The organism is Agrobacterium burrii (assembly GCF_017313405.1).
Taxonomy (GTDB): Bacteria; Pseudomonadota; Alphaproteobacteria; order Rhizobiales; family Rhizobiaceae; genus Agrobacterium; species Agrobacterium burrii.
This window is the reverse complement of the sequence record NZ_JAFLNA010000001.1, coordinates 188731-205703: the sequence shown is the minus strand read 5'-3', so window position 1 is coordinate 205703 and position 16973 is coordinate 188731. Positions and strand designations below refer to the sequence as shown.

At 59.4% G+C, this 16973-nt stretch carries 13 protein-coding genes and 1 other annotated feature; of the genes, 9 read left to right on the top strand and 4 right to left on the bottom strand.

The genetic code is table 11. The features are described from left to right. Positions 1-213: 213 nt before the first annotated feature. Entirely contained in the window at positions 214-1404 is a 1191-nt protein-coding gene (locus JZX89_RS01170) for an aq_1923 C-terminal domain (RefSeq protein WP_153513534.1), read from the top strand. A 41-nt stretch (positions 1405-1445) separates the two neighbouring features. Here JZX89_RS01170 and JZX89_RS01165 read toward each other — a convergent pair whose 3' ends face one another. The 4 genes from JZX89_RS01165 to aspS form a co-directional block, all read right to left on the bottom strand. Beyond that, positions 1446-2927 carry a SulP family inorganic anion transporter gene (locus JZX89_RS01165; RefSeq protein ID WP_207132853.1) on the bottom strand — a complete coding sequence of 494 codons (1482 nt, stop codon included), beginning with the start codon at positions 2925-2927 and terminating at the stop codon, positions 1446-1448. Positions 2928-3001: 74 nt separating this feature from the next. Beyond that, positions 3002-3057, bottom strand: a sequence feature (sul1 is cis-regulatory element that is thought to sense ions involved in sulfur or methionine metabolism; They are found in Alphaproteobacteria). 78 nt (positions 3058-3135) lie between these two features. Beyond that, positions 3136-5241: a methyl-accepting chemotaxis protein gene (locus JZX89_RS01160; protein WP_207132852.1), complete on the bottom strand. Its 2106-nt coding sequence runs from the start codon at positions 5239-5241 to the stop codon at positions 3136-3138. Positions 5242-5553: 312 nt separating this feature from the next. Next, positions 5554-6999 (bottom strand): cell envelope integrity protein CreD, encoded by a 1446-nt coding sequence (gene creD, locus JZX89_RS01155; protein WP_207132851.1) that lies wholly within the window; start codon positions 6997-6999, stop codon positions 5554-5556. Between the two features lie 254 nt (positions 7000-7253). Then, positions 7254-9041: an aspartate--tRNA ligase gene (gene aspS / locus JZX89_RS01150; RefSeq protein ID WP_207132850.1), complete on the bottom strand. Its 1788-nt coding sequence runs from the start codon at positions 9039-9041 to the stop codon at positions 7254-7256. Between the two features lie 180 nt (positions 9042-9221). Between aspS and JZX89_RS01145 the strand changes: the two genes are divergently transcribed. The 8 genes from JZX89_RS01145 (at position 9222) to JZX89_RS01110 (ending at position 16967) form a co-directional block, all read left to right on the top strand. After that, on the top strand, positions 9222-10493 hold the full coding sequence (locus JZX89_RS01145) for an MFS transporter (protein ID WP_207132849.1): 1272 nt from the start codon (positions 9222-9224) through the stop codon (positions 10491-10493). An 82-nt stretch (positions 10494-10575) separates the two neighbouring features. Then, complete coding sequence (gene rnd, locus JZX89_RS01140) at positions 10576-11742, top strand: ribonuclease D (RefSeq protein WP_174372757.1); 1167 nt, start codon at positions 10576-10578, stop codon at positions 11740-11742. A 77-nt stretch (positions 11743-11819) separates the two neighbouring features. Further along, entirely contained in the window at positions 11820-12434 is a 615-nt protein-coding gene (locus JZX89_RS01135) for a hypothetical protein (protein ID WP_174372758.1), read from the top strand. A gap of 205 nt (positions 12435-12639) precedes the next feature. After that, positions 12640-13668: an adenylate/guanylate cyclase domain-containing protein gene (locus JZX89_RS01130; protein WP_149897894.1), complete on the top strand. Its 1029-nt coding sequence runs from the start codon at positions 12640-12642 to the stop codon at positions 13666-13668. A gap of 152 nt (positions 13669-13820) precedes the next feature. Further along, complete coding sequence (locus JZX89_RS01125; RefSeq protein ID WP_207132848.1) at positions 13821-15179, top strand: esterase-like activity of phytase family protein; 1359 nt, start codon at positions 13821-13823, stop codon at positions 15177-15179. A 160-nt stretch (positions 15180-15339) separates the two neighbouring features. Beyond that, the gene (locus tag JZX89_RS01120; protein WP_207132847.1) at positions 15340-15687 is read left to right on the top strand and encodes a YunG family protein; all 348 of its coding nucleotides are present in this window, start codon (positions 15340-15342) and stop codon (positions 15685-15687) included. A gap of 104 nt (positions 15688-15791) precedes the next feature. Continuing rightward, the gene (locus tag JZX89_RS01115) at positions 15792-16139 is read left to right on the top strand and encodes a hypothetical protein (protein WP_207132846.1); all 348 of its coding nucleotides are present in this window, start codon (positions 15792-15794) and stop codon (positions 16137-16139) included. A 174-nt stretch (positions 16140-16313) separates the two neighbouring features. Next, positions 16314-16967 carry a DapH/DapD/GlmU-related protein gene (locus tag JZX89_RS01110; RefSeq protein WP_207132845.1) on the top strand — a complete coding sequence of 218 codons (654 nt, stop codon included), beginning with the start codon at positions 16314-16316 and terminating at the stop codon, positions 16965-16967. The last annotated feature ends 6 nt before the right edge of the window (positions 16968-16973 follow it).

Genomic DNA, 16973 nt, shown 5'->3' with positions numbered 1-16973 from the left:
AAATGCCGGAACCCGGCAAGAAATTCAGGGGTCTGCCCTGTGGATGAAAACGCCTCTTTCACGAGGTTTTTTGTTAACCGCGATGTAAATGCCGCAATGCCGCCGTCATGCGAATCGATCTAAATTCTGTAGACCTTTGAATAATCGTGAATATAAGTATCACCATTAGCATTCTGACACGGTGCACATCCGTACGTTGAGGGAAGAAACATCATGAGATTGAAATCCACCCGGCAGGTTCTTTTTGCGAGTGCCGCGCTTCTTGTGCTTTCAGCGCCGGCTTTCGCGCTGGATGGCGGGGATGTGCTGAAGAAGATCAATGCAGCCTATGCCGCCCAGGGCGGCGAGATCGCCGCCGGCTCGGTTGCCGTCAACGGCTCCACCGTGACGCTGAATGACGTGACCTTCAACGCGGCCGCTGATCCGGCCAAGAAGTTTCCGGTCGGCAATGTCACGCTAGAAGGCGTCGAGGAAAACAACGGCGGCTACAAGATCAAGAACGCCCGTTTCGACAATATCGACTACAAACAGGAAAAAGTGGAGATCAAGGCGAGCGACATCTACATGTCCGGCCTCGTCATTCCCGCCGATGCGACCACGGGCACTGTGGATGCGCTGATGTTCTATGACGAAGCGCATAGCGGTCCGGTTTCCGTTTCCGTCGACGGCAAGCAGGCTTTCTCGCTCGAGGAAAGCACCGCTACGATGTCCGTCAGCGACGACAAGGCCTCGATCGGTTTCGAACTCGACGCCTCCGGCTTCAAGGCTGATCTTAGCGAAGTCACCGACCCGGCTACCAAGGACGCGATCGAGAAGCTCGAACTCAAGGCCCTTTCCGGCGACATGACCATGAGCGGCAGCTGGGAAGTGGCTTCCGGCACCGTCGATGTCGAGGAATACGCCATCGACCTCACCGATGTCGGTCGTCTCAACATGTCGTTCGGCTTCTCCGGCTACACGCTCGCCTTCATCAAGTCGATGCAGGAGACCGTGAAGGCTCAGGCAGCCAACCCGAACAAGGAACAGGCCGACCAAGCGGCAAGCCTTGCCATGCTCGGCCTGATGCAGCAGCTTTCCTTCGTCAATGCCGAGATCAGCTTCGAAGACGCCAGCATCACCAAGCGCGCCATCGATTACGCTGCCAGCCAGCAGGGCATGACGGGCGACCAGCTTGCCCAGACCATCAAGGGCATGGCTCCCATCATGATGGCCTCGCTCAACGTTCCGGAATTGCAGAACATGGTGTCGGCAGCGATCAACACCTATATCGACAACCCGAAGAACTTCTCGATCACCGCAGAGCCGGAAAAGCCGGTTCCGTTTCCGATGATCATGGGCGCTGCGATGGGCGCGCCGAACACCCTGCCGAAAATGCTCGGCGTGACGGTGACGGCAAACGAATAGAACAAAAAAAGCCCCGGTTTAAAACCGGGGCTTTTTTCTACTCAGTGCAACGGGGCTGCCGACGCATCCTGCTTGTCGTGCAGGGCGAAGCGGTCGATCATATGGGCACTCGCCTCGTTGACGCCGATGACCTCGACCCGTTTGCCGGTCTTGCGGAATTTCAGGACCACCTTGTCCAAAGCTCCGACCGCCGAAATATCCCAAAGATGCGCCTCCGTGACATCGATCGTCACCGCCTCCACCTCTTCAGCGAAATCGAAAGCGGCGATGAAGCTCTCGGTCGAGGCGAAGAATATCTGGCCATCGACGCGGTAGATCCGCTCCCAGCCATCGGCTGAAAGCTCCGGGCGGACATGGAAAAGCTTTGAGACCTTGCCCGCGAAAAACACGCCGGACAGGAGCACGCCTGCCAGCACGCCTTTGGCCAGATCATGCGTCGCGAGCACGGTGCCGACCGTTACCAGCATAACGATGCTGGAGGATGGTGGATTGCGGCTAAGATCGAGGATCGAGCGCCACGAGAAGGTGCCGATGGACACCATGATCATGACAGCCACCAGAGCCGCCATTGGAATGATGCGCACGAGATCATCAAGCACCAGAATGAGGAACAACAGGAAAGCGCCCGCCACGAAGGTGGACAGGCGGCCCCTGCCCCCGGAGCGGACATTGATGACGGACTGGCCAATCATGGCGCAGCCGCCCATGCCGCCGATCAGCGCCGACGCGATGTTGCTCGTCCCCTGTCCGATGCATTCCTGGCTCTTGTTGCTGCCCGTATCCGTCATGTCATCGACAATCTGGGCCGTCAGCAGCGATTCCAGCAGGCCGACGGCGGCCAGTGCGACGGAATAGGGAAAGATGATCTGCAACGTTTCGAAGGTCAGCGGCACCTGCGGCAGGGCGAAGATAGGCAGCGTCGAGGGCAGTTCGCCGAGATCGCCGACGGTGCGGATATCCATGCCGGAAAAAACCGCTACGCAGGTCAAAACGACGATGGCGACCAGCGGTGACGGGATGATTTTCGTGACCAGCGGAAAGAGATAGATGATCGCAAGGCCGGCTGCGATCATGACATAGGTTTCGACCGGTACGCCGATCAGTTCGGGCAATTGCGCCATGAAGATCAGGATCGCCAGTGCATTGACGAAACCGGTCATCACCGAGCGCGAGACGAAGCGCATCACCCGGCCAAGTCTCGCAAAACCCGCCGCGATTTGCAGCACGCCCATGAGGATGGTGGCGGCAAAGAGATATTGCAGGCCGTGCTCCTTGACGAGCGTGACCATCAAGACGGCCGTTGCGGCGGTGGCCGCGGAAATCATGCCCGGCCGGCCACCAATGAAGGCGGAAACACAGGCGATGGCGAAGGAAGCAAACAGCCCCACTTTCGGATCGACGCCGGCAATAACGGAAAAGCCGATGGCTTCGGGAATGAGGGCGAGCGCCACGACGATGCCGGAAAGCACATCGCCACGAATATTGGAAAACCACTCACGTCTGTAAGTCTGAAATCTGTTCATTTGAGTTTTTCGCAAAGAATGACGCACCGGCCGGAGCCATGTCCGGTAGATTGAAAAAGAATGTCGGTGCTTTGCGTTGTCTGGCGGATCGGCGGCCAGAAGAGCCACCCGGGATTTCACCGGGTCCGTGGTGAGTAATCCACCTATAAACGGCAAAAAAGCGGGCGGCAAGTTGCGCGCCCGCTTTTCGATGCCCACGAATAAGGCGTCAGGCCGCTTCGCGCAGACCATACCCCTGCATATCCATATCGCTTAACCGGAACTGCTGGACTAGTTCCTTGAGACGGGTGGTCTCGCCCGCCAGCATGGCGCTGGCGGCATTGTTTTCCTCGACCATGGCGGCGTTCTGCTGCGTGCCCTGATCCAGATGGTTGACAGTGGTGTTGATCTCGGAAAGCCCGAGCGACTGCTCCCTCGTCGCGACGGCGATGGCTTCGATATGGCCGTTGATTGTCTTGACCGAGCCGCCGATGCGCGACAGCGCCGCGCCGGTTTCCCGCACGAAACGCGCACCGTCCTTCACCTCGGTGCTGGAGTTGCGGATCAGCACCTTGATCTCGGCCGCCGCTTTTGCAGAGCGCTGCGCCAGTTCGCGCACCTCCTGGGCGACGACGGCGAAACCGCGTCCCGCCTGGCCCGCGCGAGCTGCCTCGACGCCGGCATTGAGCGCGAGAAGGTTGGTCTGGAAGGCGATCTCATCGATGACGCTGATAATGCTGCCGATCTTGCCGGATGACTGCTCGATCTTTTCCATGGCCATGATGGTGTCGACGACGAGATCGGCCGTGCGGCTGGCATCCTCATCGGCGGAATGGGCGACCGTTCGGGCTTCCACCGCACGCTCCGCCGAAATGCGGATATTCGCGGTCAGCTCATCGAGAGCGGCGGCGGTTTCTTCCAGCGAGGCGGCCTGCTGCTCGGTGCGGCGGGCAAGATCGGCAGCGCTCTGGCTGATCTCCTGGCTGCCGCCGTCGATCGCCACGCTCGATTGCACGACGCCGGACATGGCGGCATCCAGCTGGCGGATAGTGCGGTTGAGATCGTGGCGCAGCGCCTCGAAATCCGGAGCAAACGGCTCGTTCAACTCGAAGGAGAGATCACCGGCGGCGAGGCGGTGCAGCGCTGCCGCAAGGCCGCCTGTCGCCTGCATCAACCGCGCCTGTGCCTCGGCCTCCGCCTCGCGCTGGAACCGGGCCTTTTCGTCTTCGGCCTGTTGCCGGGCCGCAAAAGTCTGGTTCTCCAGTTCAATCTTGGCGATGGCGGCCTGCCGGAAAATTTCCAGCGCCTGCGCCATGGCGCCAAATTCATCCTTACGGCGCAGGCCGGGAACGGCGAATTCGGTTTCACCGTCGGCGAGGCGACGCATCGCGCCGGTGATCAAAGTCGCGGGGCGGGTTATCGAACGGCCGATGAAATAGACCCCGGCAAAAAGGATCACGACGGTCAGGGCGATGAGGGCGACGACGATCGAAACCGTGGTCTCCGCCGCATTCTTGTTTTCGAGCGCGCTGGCCTGCCGCTCCTGCCGATAGGCCGAGGAAATATCAGCGACAACGGGAAGCAGCGTATTGTAAGCGGAGGCGACCGTTTCGCGCGCCTTTTGCTCCTCCAGCACGGCCTGCGCATAAAATCGGAAGGCGGCGGTGTAGATCTCCAGAGCATCCATGATGCGCTGGCGCTCGGCACCCGGCCGGTATTCCAGCTTCACCAGCGCCTTGAAGGTTTCCACCTCGGCGGCGTGTTTTGTCGCATAGGTTTCGTCGCGCCGCAGGATGAAATCCTTTTCATGCCGACGCATCATCAGCATGCTGGCGCGGATTTCGGCATTGGCGACGGTGTCTATGTGTTTCTCAATGGAATGCACACCATTGCGCATCGCACCTTCAAGACCATCGGCAGGGGTGAGACCCAGCTCCTGATTTTTGGAAACCAGCGCCTTCATGCGTTCGCCATAGGCGGCAACACCCTGCGCCAGCGCATCAAGTTTCAAGCGGATCTGCGGCGTCGCGCTGCCTTCGAGAGAATTGACGGACTGCCCAACCTTGCCCATCGTCTGGTCGAACTGCGCGACGGAATTCATGTCCCTGGAAAGCAGGAAGTCCCTCTGGTGCAGGCGGCTTTCATGCAGAGCGTCCACCAGTGTCGTCAACACCCCGTCCCTCTGGATCAGCGTGTCTTCGGCGACGCGATAACGCTCCTCCATCTGCCTTTGCCACAGCAGCATGCCCGCGATGACGGCGATGCCACACAGCGCGGCCAGCGCCAGCATGGACACGCGATGCGCTATTTTGAACGTCGAGACCAGCGAAAACATTCAACCCTCATTTGTGAAATTTCATGGGGCGATGAATGATCGACAAGACTTAAGAAGTTCTCTACCGGATTTGTCAGTTTGATTAAGGTTTTATGACAATCCACAGGTTAGGGAGAAGAAACAGACGACTCCCGCAAGCAAAGTTCTCCCACGACTAATATACCCGCAGCAGAAACAGAGTAGACAAGGGGCGGGAAAGCACTGCTTTCCCGCCTCAGTATTCGCTCTCCGCTTTTCTCATCTGACGCCAAGCCGGATAAGGAAAAACGGGAGGTTACGTCGATTGAAACCAATCTGGCTGCAGAGGCTAGACTATGCCACCTCGTTTGTGGAGTTTTGCATCTGCGAAGCGCCTGCTCCCGACCAATCGACCCGGCGGGTGGCGAACATGGTGGCGGCTATGGCAATGAAGGAAATCACCGCGCCGGCCAGCAGCGCATATTCGTCTTCATTCAGAACCAGATACATGACACCATAGGAAACCGCCAGAACGGTAAACAGCGCCGCACCATTCTTACGACTATTGGTTGCGCTTCCGAGATAGAAGGCAATCAGTGCCGCCGTCGATAGCGAGGCCGCGGCATAGGCGATGGTGAAGCCGGTATGCTCCGCGAGCGCCAGCAGCAGCACGTAAAAAACGATCAGCGCGAGCCCGGTCAGCACGTACTGTATCCAGTGCACGCTGCTGCCGCCCCTGAGTTCGACGATGAAGACGGCAAGAAAGACCAGCGAGATGAAGCCTATCGAATATTTCAGCGTGCGTGCGATGATCTGGTAGAACTTCACGGGCTCGACGAGGTTAATCGTCATCAGGCTGTTCGTCAGCGGCAGGCGCGAACCCTCCGCTACCCGGTCTATGCCCCTTGCGAGATAGGGGATTGTCCAATTGGCCGTGAAATCCGAGGCGGTGACGGTCTTTTCCTCCGGCAGGAACAGGCCTTCAAAACCGGGATGCGGCCAGTTGGCCTTTGCCGACAAACGCGTGGTCTGGCCAGCAGGCGCAACGGCAAAGCTGCCGGAACCGTTCAGCGAGAACGCTATATCGAAGTCGAAGCCTTTTGCGAGAAGGTCTCTTTCAATCGATCTGTGCACGCCTGCATCGGATCTGATAGACGGATCCTGACCGGTACGGGGCGCTATTACCGAGATATCACGCATGCCGGGATCGAACGGTAACACCGGACCGCCATCAATCCTGACACCGGCGCTCGACCTTATACCGGTAATGTCCTGTATGCTGAGGACCAAAATGGCGCTGTCCAGACGCGGCGTGCCGGAGAAACGGGCGAGATCCTGAAGGATGCTGGCACCGAAACGGCCATTCAGGACAAGGTTGCCACTATAGACGGGCAGGCTGTAGATCGACAGCCGCTTCTCCTCGGTCTTCAGATCGGCCGCGACATCAAGCGTTTCCGGCATGACCAGCACCCATTCCGTCGTGCGGTCGACGATGCTCTGGCCATTCACCTCGCGGCGGCGATCCACATCGAAAGGCACGGCAAGATAGGGGCCGTTCACCACCTGATCGCCACCCCAGCCGCTGGCGATACGGCCTGAAACGTCCTCCGCCCGCGAGGCGCGCTCTTCCGTCAGCGCCCAGACAAGAAGGAGCGGCACGAGCAGAACCATCGATATGAAACCGATCATCAGGAACTTTGCGCCCGGCGAACGCAGGCTGACGGCGAGGCCGTTGCGCGGCGGGGCTGGAGGTATCTGCCCACCCACCGGGGCAAGGTCTTTTTCCGTTTCATGTGCCATTCTGAAATCCTTCTAAATATGATCGCGCCGAAACCGAAAGCGAAGTTCGGCCGGCGCTGTCCCAAGTTTAAAACCCCTGATAGTCTTGCGTTCCCAAAATGGGCGCGAAACTATACTGGGATCGGATTTCGGCTGATTACGCTCGGAATTCCGTTAAACTCGCGGTAAAATTGTGACTTTGCCGAGGTCGTTGCAAAAACAGAAAGGGCCGGCGTTGCAGCCAGCCCCTTTGTTCAAAACCCTTATGGGGCAGATCAGTCTTTCTTGGACGGAACCACGCGCAGAGCCAGTTCGCGAAGCTGCGTCGGCGTTGCCGGCGACGGGGCGTTCATCAGGAGGTCCTGCGCCTGCTGGTTCATCGGGAACAGCGTGATTTCGCGCAGGTTCTTGGCGCCGACCAGCAGCATGACCACACGGTCGATACCGAAAGCACAACCGCCATGCGGAGGCGCACCATACTGGAAGGCGCGGTAGAGACCGCCGAAGCGCTCTTCCACGTCGGTCGGCGAGAGACCGACCTTTTCGAAGGCCTTGACCATCAGCTCGGGCGACTGGTTACGGATCGAGCCGGAAGCGATTTCGAAGCCGTTGCAGACGGCGTCATACTGGAATGCCTTGATGGACAGCGGATCCTGCCCTTCCAGCGCTTCCATGCCGCCCTGCGGCATGGAGAAGGGGTTGTGGGCGAAGTCGACCTTCTTTTCTTCTTCGTTATATTCGAAGAAGGGGAAGTCGACGATCCAGCACATTTCGAACCGGTCGCGGTCGATCAGGTTCAGCTCGTCTGCAGCGCGGGTGCGCGCCTCGCCGGCGAACTTGTAGAACTTGGCCGGATCACCGGCGACGAAGAAGCAGGCGTCGCCCACTTCCAGGCCGAGCTGCGTGCGCAGCGCCTCGGTGCGTTCCTCGCCGATGTTCTTGGCGAGCGGGCCGGAGCCGCCGATCTTGCCGTCTTCTTCCTTCCAGAAGATGTAGCCGAGACCGGGCTGGCCCTGGCTCTGCGCCCAGACGTTCATGCGGTCACAGAAAGCGCGCGAACCGCCGGTCTTGGCCGGAATGGCCCAGACCTGAACCTTGGGGTTGGAAGCGATCATGTTCGCAAAGACCTTGAAGCCCGAACCGTCGAAATGTTCGGTCACGGCTTCCATGACGATCGGGTTGCGCAGGTCCGGCTTGTCGGAACCGTATTTGCGGATCGATTCGTCATAGGGAATGCGTGGCCACTGTTTCGTCACCGGCTTGCCTTCGGCAAACTGTTCGAACACGGCCGTCATCATCGGCTCCATCGTGGTCCAGACATCTTCCTGGGTCACGAAGCTCATTTCAACGTCGAGCTGGTAGAATTCACCCGGCAGACGGTCGGCACGCGGGTCTTCATCGCGGAAGCACGGAGCGATCTGGAAGTAGCGGTCGAAACCGGCCACCATCAGCAGCTGCTTGTACTGCTGCGGCGCCTGCGGCAGCGCGAAGAACTGGCCTTCGTGGATGCGCGAGGGAACGAGGAAGTCGCGCGCGCCTTCCGGCGAGGATGCGGTGAGGATCGGCGTCGTATATTCGGCAAAGCCCAGATCGCCCATGCCCTTGCGCATGGAAGAGATGATCTGCGTGCGGCGCACGATGTTCTTGTGCAGCGTCTCGCGGCGCAGGTCGAGGAAGCGATATTTCAGGCGAACGTCTTCAGGATATTCCGGCTCACCGAACACCGGCAGCGGCAATTCCTTGGCAACACCCAGAACTTCGATCTCCTGCGCGTAAAGCTCGATCTCGCCGGTCGCCATGCCCTTGTTGATGGTGTCCTCTGAGCGCGCCTTGACGAGACCGTCGATGCGGATCACCCATTCGCCGCGCACCGTCTCGGCAACCTTGAAGGCCGGGCTATCAGGATCGGCCACCACCTGGGTGATGCCGTAATGGTCGCGAAGGTCGATGAAGAGAACGCCGCCATGATCTCGCACGCGGTGGACCCAACCGGAAAGGCGAACGGTTTCGCCGACGTCGGACTTGCGGAGAGCGGCACAGGTGTGGCTGCGGTAACGATGCATTTTTATATCCTGGAACGTGTCGTGGGCCAGATCAGCCACACTGTCGAATTTGGCCGGAAAAACGCATGACCAGCCTGATTTGTCAAGGCAAAGCGCAAGATTGTCGCCTCCTGACTGTCCTTTCCCCCGGCTTGGCTTTAGATAGTGCTTATTCAGCCCGCCAAACCGAGTCGGCCCGCAATGAGCCAGATCAGACCCCTTATCCCGCTTCTCGTCACCGCCGGCATTCTGATCGGCGGCAATGGCCTGCAGGGAACCTATATCGCGCTGCGCGGCCTTTCCGAAGGGTTCTCGGCCAGCACCATCGGCCTCATCAGCGCCGCCTATAGTATCGGCTTTGCGCTCGGCTGCATTTCGGTGACGCGGCTGCTGCGCAAGATCGGCCATATCCGCACTTTCGCCACCATGGCGGCCGTGGCGTCGGCCGCGTCGATCGCCATGCCGCTCATCATCCATCCCGTGTTCTGGATGTTGATGCGTTTTGTCATCGGCATTGCGGTCGCCTGTCTTTTCGCCGCAATCGAAAGCTGGATCAATGCGCAGGTGACGAATTCCAACCGGGCGCGCACGCTGTCCATCTATCGTTTCGTCGATCTCGGCTCCGTCACGCTTGCCCAATACATCATCCCGGTCGTGGGGATAGCCGGGCCGGTGGTGTTTTCGCTGATCGCCATGGCGCTGTCGCTGTCCCTGGTGCCGATTTCGCTTGCCGATAAATCCAACCCCGCGCCGCCGAAACAGATACCGTTCAATCTTTTCGCCGTCTGGCGCATCTCGCCACTTGCCGTTGTCGGCTGCGTCGCCGTCGGCCTCAGCATGGCGGCGTTCCGTAATATCGGCCCGATCTATGCCGAGCAGATCGGCCTTTCGGTGACCGCCATCGCCACCTTCATGAGCGCCGGCATCATCGGCGGCGTGGTGCTGCAATATCCGCTGGGCGTTTATTCCGACCGTTACGATCGGCGCATCATCATACTCGCCACCACTGCGGGCTCTGTCATCGTCGGCCTGTTTCTCGCCTTCTTCGCCGGCACCGACGAATGGAGCAACATCATCGGCGTCTTCGTTTTCGGCGCATTCGCCCTGCCGCTCTATTCACTGAGTTCAGCGCACGGCAACGACCATGCCAAGGAAGGCGAACATGCGATGGTGTCTGCCGGATTGCTGTTCTTCTGGTCGGTGGGCGCGACCGTCGGGCCGCTGCTCGCTTCCGTTCTGATCGACCAGTTCGGGCCGAAGGCGCTGTTCAGCTATACGGCTGCGATCCAGATCGTTTTCATCGCCTACACCATCTACCGGCTGCGGGTGCGCGAGGGTGTGCCCGTGGAAGACAGAAACTGGCGTTTCCGTTCGCTTTTGCGCACATCCGCATATTTTCAGAAGCTCGCCGCCCCGCCACCGCCCAAAAACGACGGGCCGGGGCCTAATCAACCCGAGAAAAACGATCCTTGAGCCTTCAAAGGCGGGCTTTGTATTGACATGCGCCCGGCAAAGGGAAAGTAAGACGGATAATTTTCACGAGTGGCCATTTGCAATGATTGAAACGACTGCCGCCCTCGCCGAAGCCTGCACGGAACTGGCGAAATCGGAATTCATCACCATCGACACCGAGTTCCTGCGGGAAACGACCTTCTGGCCGGAACTCTGCCTCGTGCAGATGGCAAGCCCGACACTTGAAGTGCTGGTGGACCCGCTCGCCAAGGGCATTGACCTTCAGCCGCTTTTCGAGCTGATGGCCAATCCAAATGTCGTGAAGGTTTTCCATGCCGCACGGCAGGATATCGAAATCATCTACCATCTCGGCGGGCTCATTCCCCACCCGATCTTCGACACGCAGGTTGCCGCCATGGTCTGCGGTTTCGGCGATTCGATCTCCTACGACCAGCTGGTGCAGAGGATCAAGAACGTCCAGATCGACAAATCCTCGCGTTTCACCGACTGGAGCCGCCGTCCGCTCACCGAAAAGCAGCTGGACTACGCGCTGGCCGACGTGACGCATCTGCGCGACGCCTATCTGGCGCTGAAGTCGCAGCTGGAGCGCGAAGGCCGCTCGCTGTGGCTGACCGAAGAAATGGACATTCTGGAATCGCGCGACACCTATGACATGCATCCCGACGATGCATGGCTGCGGCTGAAATCGCGCCTGCGCAAGCCGACGGAACTTGCCATCCTCAAATTCGTCGCTGCCTGGCGCGAGCGGGAGGCGCGGTCGCGCAACGTACCGCGTTCGCGCGTGCTGAAGGACGACGCGATTTTCGAAATCGCCCAGCAGCAGCCCAAGGACACCGAGGCGCTGTCGCGGCTTCGCACCATCCCCAAGGGCTGGGAACGCTCCTCTTCCGGCACGGCCATCATCGAAACCGTGAATGCGGCTCTGGCGCTTCCGAAAGAGGAAATGCCGAAGGCGCCGCGTCACAGCCATGCGCCGGAAGGCTCCGGTGCTGCCGTGGAACTGCTGAAGGTTCTTCTGAAGCTGACGGCGGACAAGCATGGCGTCGCGGCCAAGGTCATCGCCAACAGCGAAGATCTGGACAAGATCGCCTCCGAGGGCGAGGAAGCCACCGTTGCGGCGCTGACCGGCTGGCGGCGCGACCTTTTCGGCGATGTGGCGCTGAAACTCATCAATGGTGAAGTTGCCCTGCGTTTCGCCGGCAAGAAGGTCGAAGCGGTTGAGGTTAAGGTTGAGGTGAGCGGGGAGTAATCCCCCGCTTTTCACCCCAATTTTGCCCGCATCGCGTTCCATCTCTGTGCACATCGTTGCGCTTTGAGGGTCTTGTCATGAAACCTGCCCGCACCCTGCTGCTGGCCGCCCTTCTGGCGGTCTCAGGTCTTCTCCCCGTCCCTGCCCCTTTTCCCGTGCGCGCCGATGACGGCAAGGTCGATCTTCAGGGCGAATGGACGACCGACTGCCTGAAGATCGGCAAGAACGACCGGCACGGTATCGTGACCCGCATCACCATTCGCGGCGGCAGCATGCACGCCGTCTCTCAGATCTATGCCCGCAATGGCTGCCAGCAGCCCACGGTGCAGGTGCGTTACGAAGGCACGCTCGATGGCGGGCTGAAAGACCGTAACAGCCTGCTCTTTGCCCACACCGTCACCGCGATCACCATGACCCCGAACGATACCGAGGTCGTTGCGCACTATAATGGCGACCCGAAGGGAACCGGCTGCGGTTTGAGCGGCTGGAAGGAGAATATCCCCTTCGATGTCGATGGACGGACCTGCGCGGCCATCACCTTTGCCCGCAAGGGCGAAACGCTGTTCGACCGCGCCTGGATCGACGGCAACCGGCTGCGATTCGCCGCCTTTCCGGTGAAATGGTCGAACCGCTCGTCGGATGACCGGCCGCAATCCCCGCTTGAAACGGTCTATTACAGAACATCATATTAGACGTAACGCCGCCCGAGCACCCGTTTTGCGGCAACAGGGCAACAACCTTTCCAATCCTTCATGTGACCTTGCCGAAAGGTCACTTTTTGCAGCGCATTTTCCACATTAATGTCGCATATGACCGCAACAGAAGCTTCGCCGGCGGGAGCGGCCAGTTCTTCCTTCCCAAGGCCAAGCCTTCCCTTCCCGAGACCCAAGAACCGACATGAGAAAATTGCTGCCCATTCTGGATTACGTGGTGCTCTTCGTTGCCGTGGCCGGCGCCGGGGTGGCCTACGCCTTTCTGGAATATGGCGGCGGGGCATTGATCGGCGCGACCTATGCGCTGTTTGCCTGCGCGCCCATTCTCGCTTTTGAGCGCGGTTACATCATGCCCGGCCTCTCCCGGCAGGTCAGCGCATTGCCGACACCCGTCTATATAGCCGTCGGTCTGATCATCTATGCCGTTCTCGTTTTCTGCGGCTTCGGGCTTGGTGGCACCATCCTGTGGCTGAGCGGGATATTTCCCGGCACCTGGAAACGGGCCGTGCATGCCGAGGTGCAGACGCTCGTCTTCACCCTCATCGTCTGCGGCATCATCGTTTTCATCATGCGCGTGCGCGAACTGCTCGGCCGCGACATCTTCATCGACCTCATTCTCGGGCGCTATCGCCGGCCGGTCAGCGAAGACCGCGTCTTCATCTTCATCGATCTCGTCGGCTCCACTTCCTTTGCGGAAACCAATGGCGACCTGAAGGCCCAGGAATTTCTCGGCGAAATCTTCGCAAGCTATGCCGCACCGGTCAGAAAACACGGCGGCGTCATCGATGACTATATCGGCGACGCCGCCATCATCACCTGGCCTTATCACATGGCGATCAGGCGGGCGGCCTGCGTGCGCTGCGTCTTCGATATTCTGGCGACCATCGAGGAAAAACGCGACATGTGGATTTCCCGATTCGGCGAAGTGCCGCGCCTGCGCTTCGCCATCCATGGCGGGCCGGTCATAACAGCGGAAATCGGCGTCGATCACCACAAGATCACCTATTTCGGCGATACGGTGAACACGACCTCGCGGCTCGAATCACTCAGCAAGATGCTCGGCCACCCGGTGCTGATTTCCGCCGACCTTGCCCATCAGCTGGTGCTTCCAAAGGGTGTGCGCAGCGAATATCTCGGTGAGCATGCGGTCAAGGGCCGTGGCCAAACGCTGGGTGTATGCACGCTCAGCCAATATCAGGCCCCTGCCGCCTAAGGGCAATTGGTTGGAAGAAGCCGTGCCATTCTGTTTAGATGCAGCAGCCGTAATCAAAATTCATCAAAGCTTCAAACGACGATCACCTCTCTGTCATGCGACGACCCTATCGCCTCAATCCTGTCTTCAACAGGTATCGAGGGGTCTTATCCATGAAGCACATTCTTTTCGCATCCTGCGCGGTTCTCGCGCTCGCCACTGCATCTCACGCCGCTGAGAAGGAGTTTCCGGCAAAGCTGGTCTCTCACGCCATTCTGCCGGCCAACACCATCATCGCAGCGCCTGCCGATGCGCCGGAGTATCTCAAGACCTCCGCCAAGTTCACGACGGCCGACCGCAAGCGCGCCGAGGGTCTCGGCACCGTGCCCGGCAAGGACGGCGTTCGCCCGACCGGTCTTTCGATGCCGTTCAACGGCCAGCCGATGCAGGGCTTTTCCGGCATCAAGGCCATGGCCGACGGCAGCTTCTGGAGCCTTTCCGACAACGGTTTCGGTTCCAAGCTGAATTCCAGCGACGCCATGCTGATGCTTCACCATCTGAAGTTCGACTGGGACGCCGGCAAGGTCAACGCGCTTGAAACCGTGTTTCTCTCCGACCCGGACATGAAGGCGCCGTTCCCGATTGTTCTGGAAGGCACCGCGAAGCGTTACCTGACGGGCGCCGATTTCGACGTTGAATCCATTCAGCCGGTTGCCGACGGTTTCTGGGTGGGCGAGGAATTCGGTCCGTACATCCTGAAATTCACCCGTGACGGCAAGCTGACCGACGTCATCGCCACCAAGGCCGGCGACATCGAGGTGAAGTCTCCCGATCACCCGACTCTCGCGCTGCCGGGCAACCCGACGCAGAAAATGCCTGCCTTCAATCTGAAGCGCTCCGGCGGTTATGAGGGTATGGCGCTCTCCAAGGACGGTTCGAAGCTCTACGGTCTGCTGGAAGGCCCGCTCTACACTGCCGATGGCCAGGTCGAGAAAACCGAAGACGGTTCGACCGGCTTGCGGATCATCGAACTCGACACCGCCAAGAAAGAGTGGACCGGCCGCACCTGGCTTTATCCGCTGGCGGAAGGCGGCGAGGCGATCGGCGACTTCAACATGCTGGACGACGCGACGGCTCTCGTCATCGAGCGCGACAATGGTGCCGGCACCGCCGACAAGGCCTGCGCCGACCCGAAGGCTCCAGCTGCGGACTGCTTCGCCCGGGCTTCCAAGGTCAAGCGTATCTACAAGATCGAATTCAACGACGCCAATGTCGGCAAAGCCGCACGCAAGATCGGCTATATCGACCTTCTGAAAATCTCCGATCCTGACAACAAGAAGCGTCAGGGCGGCGGCAACGGTTTCTACGACATGCCTTTCGTCACCATCGAGAATGTCGACCGCGTTGACGCCACGCATATCATCGTCGGCAACGACAACAACCTGCCCTTCTCGGCAGGCCGTGCGCTGGACAAGGCGGATGATAACGAATTCGTCCTGCTGGAAGTCAAGGACCTGCTCGACGCCAAGTAAGAAAAACGGTGCCGGAATTCGTTTCCGGCACCGCCCGCGCTCCGGCGCATATTCAACAGGGCGGAGCGTCCTTGCAGCCTCCAGAAAAGGCGCGGCGCTCCGCTTTTTTCTATTCATGCCTGACCCGGAACCCGGCTCCGAAACGGGAAAGACCCCCTTCATGCAGGATCATGCCGAACGACTTTATTACGCGCTGAGAAAAAGCTGGTCGGGCGAGACCAGCAGCCTGTGGTCGCGGGAAAACCCCGCCCGGGGACAAGGCAGCGTCACCGCGCTGGTAGTTCAGGATATTTTCGGCGGCGAGATCGCCAAAACCGCCGTCAGCGGCACCGACCATTTCTACAATATCGTCGATGACATTCGCTGGGATTTCACCTTCGCCCAGTTTGATATCCCCGTCGGTTATCAGGACAGGCCCGCCACCCGCACCGAAGCGATGACAAAGATCACGCCACTACAATATGCCTATCTCAGCGCCTGCATCAGGAAGGCGCTGGGGCACGGTTAATCCACTTAAAAATGTATTGATCCCGGCTTTTCCCGCAATGCGGACACAATCCATGAGATATGATCGGGCAGCGAAACGAGGCGCACCAAGAGGAGAAATGCCCCGTGAATGACAGCTGCCCCATCCTGACACCTGCCGAACAGCAAGCTCAGGATATATTTGAACAAACAGAAGAAGCGATGATGGCTGCAATTTACGCGGCGCTTGAGCGCGCCAGCACGAAGGCCGCCGAAGAACTCCAGGCCATTGGCTCCGATATTGAGCCTCCTCCCTATGAATATTTTGTCGCTACCGCGCATCAGCAGCTCTTCCTGCGGATATGCGGAGCCGACGGAGAAACATTCGAAGGCGGGGACCCTGAAGTCGCATCCCACATCATCCGGAATGCGCAAAACATATCCGATCATTACTGGAGCAAGAGCCAGGCGAAGGCGGATGAATCTCACGACTGACGGCACAGGCCTTCTGCCTGACTTTCTGTCTGAAGACAGGGTTTTGCACGACACGAGTGACGCACAGAATTGATCTTTAACAGGAGCAGCCGGTGTAACCGGGCTCCTCTGGAGAGCTACCGTCACAAGCCCTTCATCATCTCCGGATAGGCAGGCGCAAATCCGGAGACTGAAATGGATTCGACCGCGCAATTCAATCGCCCAAAGATCGCAGAAACCGTTGTCCATTCGACAGCGAGCATCAGGGATTCAGGCATCGGCAAATGCTGTGAAATTCTGGCGGATACCTCACTGCACAATGTTGAACTCGGGGATTACTCTTATCTGGGACCCCGCTGCATGGTTGGTGATGCGACAATCGGAAAGTTCTCCGCCATCGCCGCGGAAGTCAGGATAGGTGCCCCGAACCACCCGATGGACCGGCCATCGATGCATCGTTTCAGCTATTGCCCGGAATATTACTGCGCAGATGCTGTTCGCGACGACGCCTTTTTCGCTCAGCGGAAGGAAGATCGCGCCGTCATCGGTCACGATGTCTGGATTGGACACGGGGTTATTGTCTTGCCGGGTGTAAAGGTTGGAGACGGCGCCGTGCTGGCAGCCGGCGCGGTCGTCACCAAGGACGTGCCGCCCTACACCATCGTTGGCGGTGTTCCCGCGAAAGTCATTCGCGAGCGATTTTCCCGATCCATCGCGGAGCAGCTTGCCGCCATCGCGTGGTGGGACTGGCCGTTCGAGACGATCATGGCGCGGCTTGCCGATTTTCAGTCAAGCGATATCGAAGCCTTTTGCGAGCGCTGGTCGCCGTCACCAACGCCTGTCGCATAATAAAAC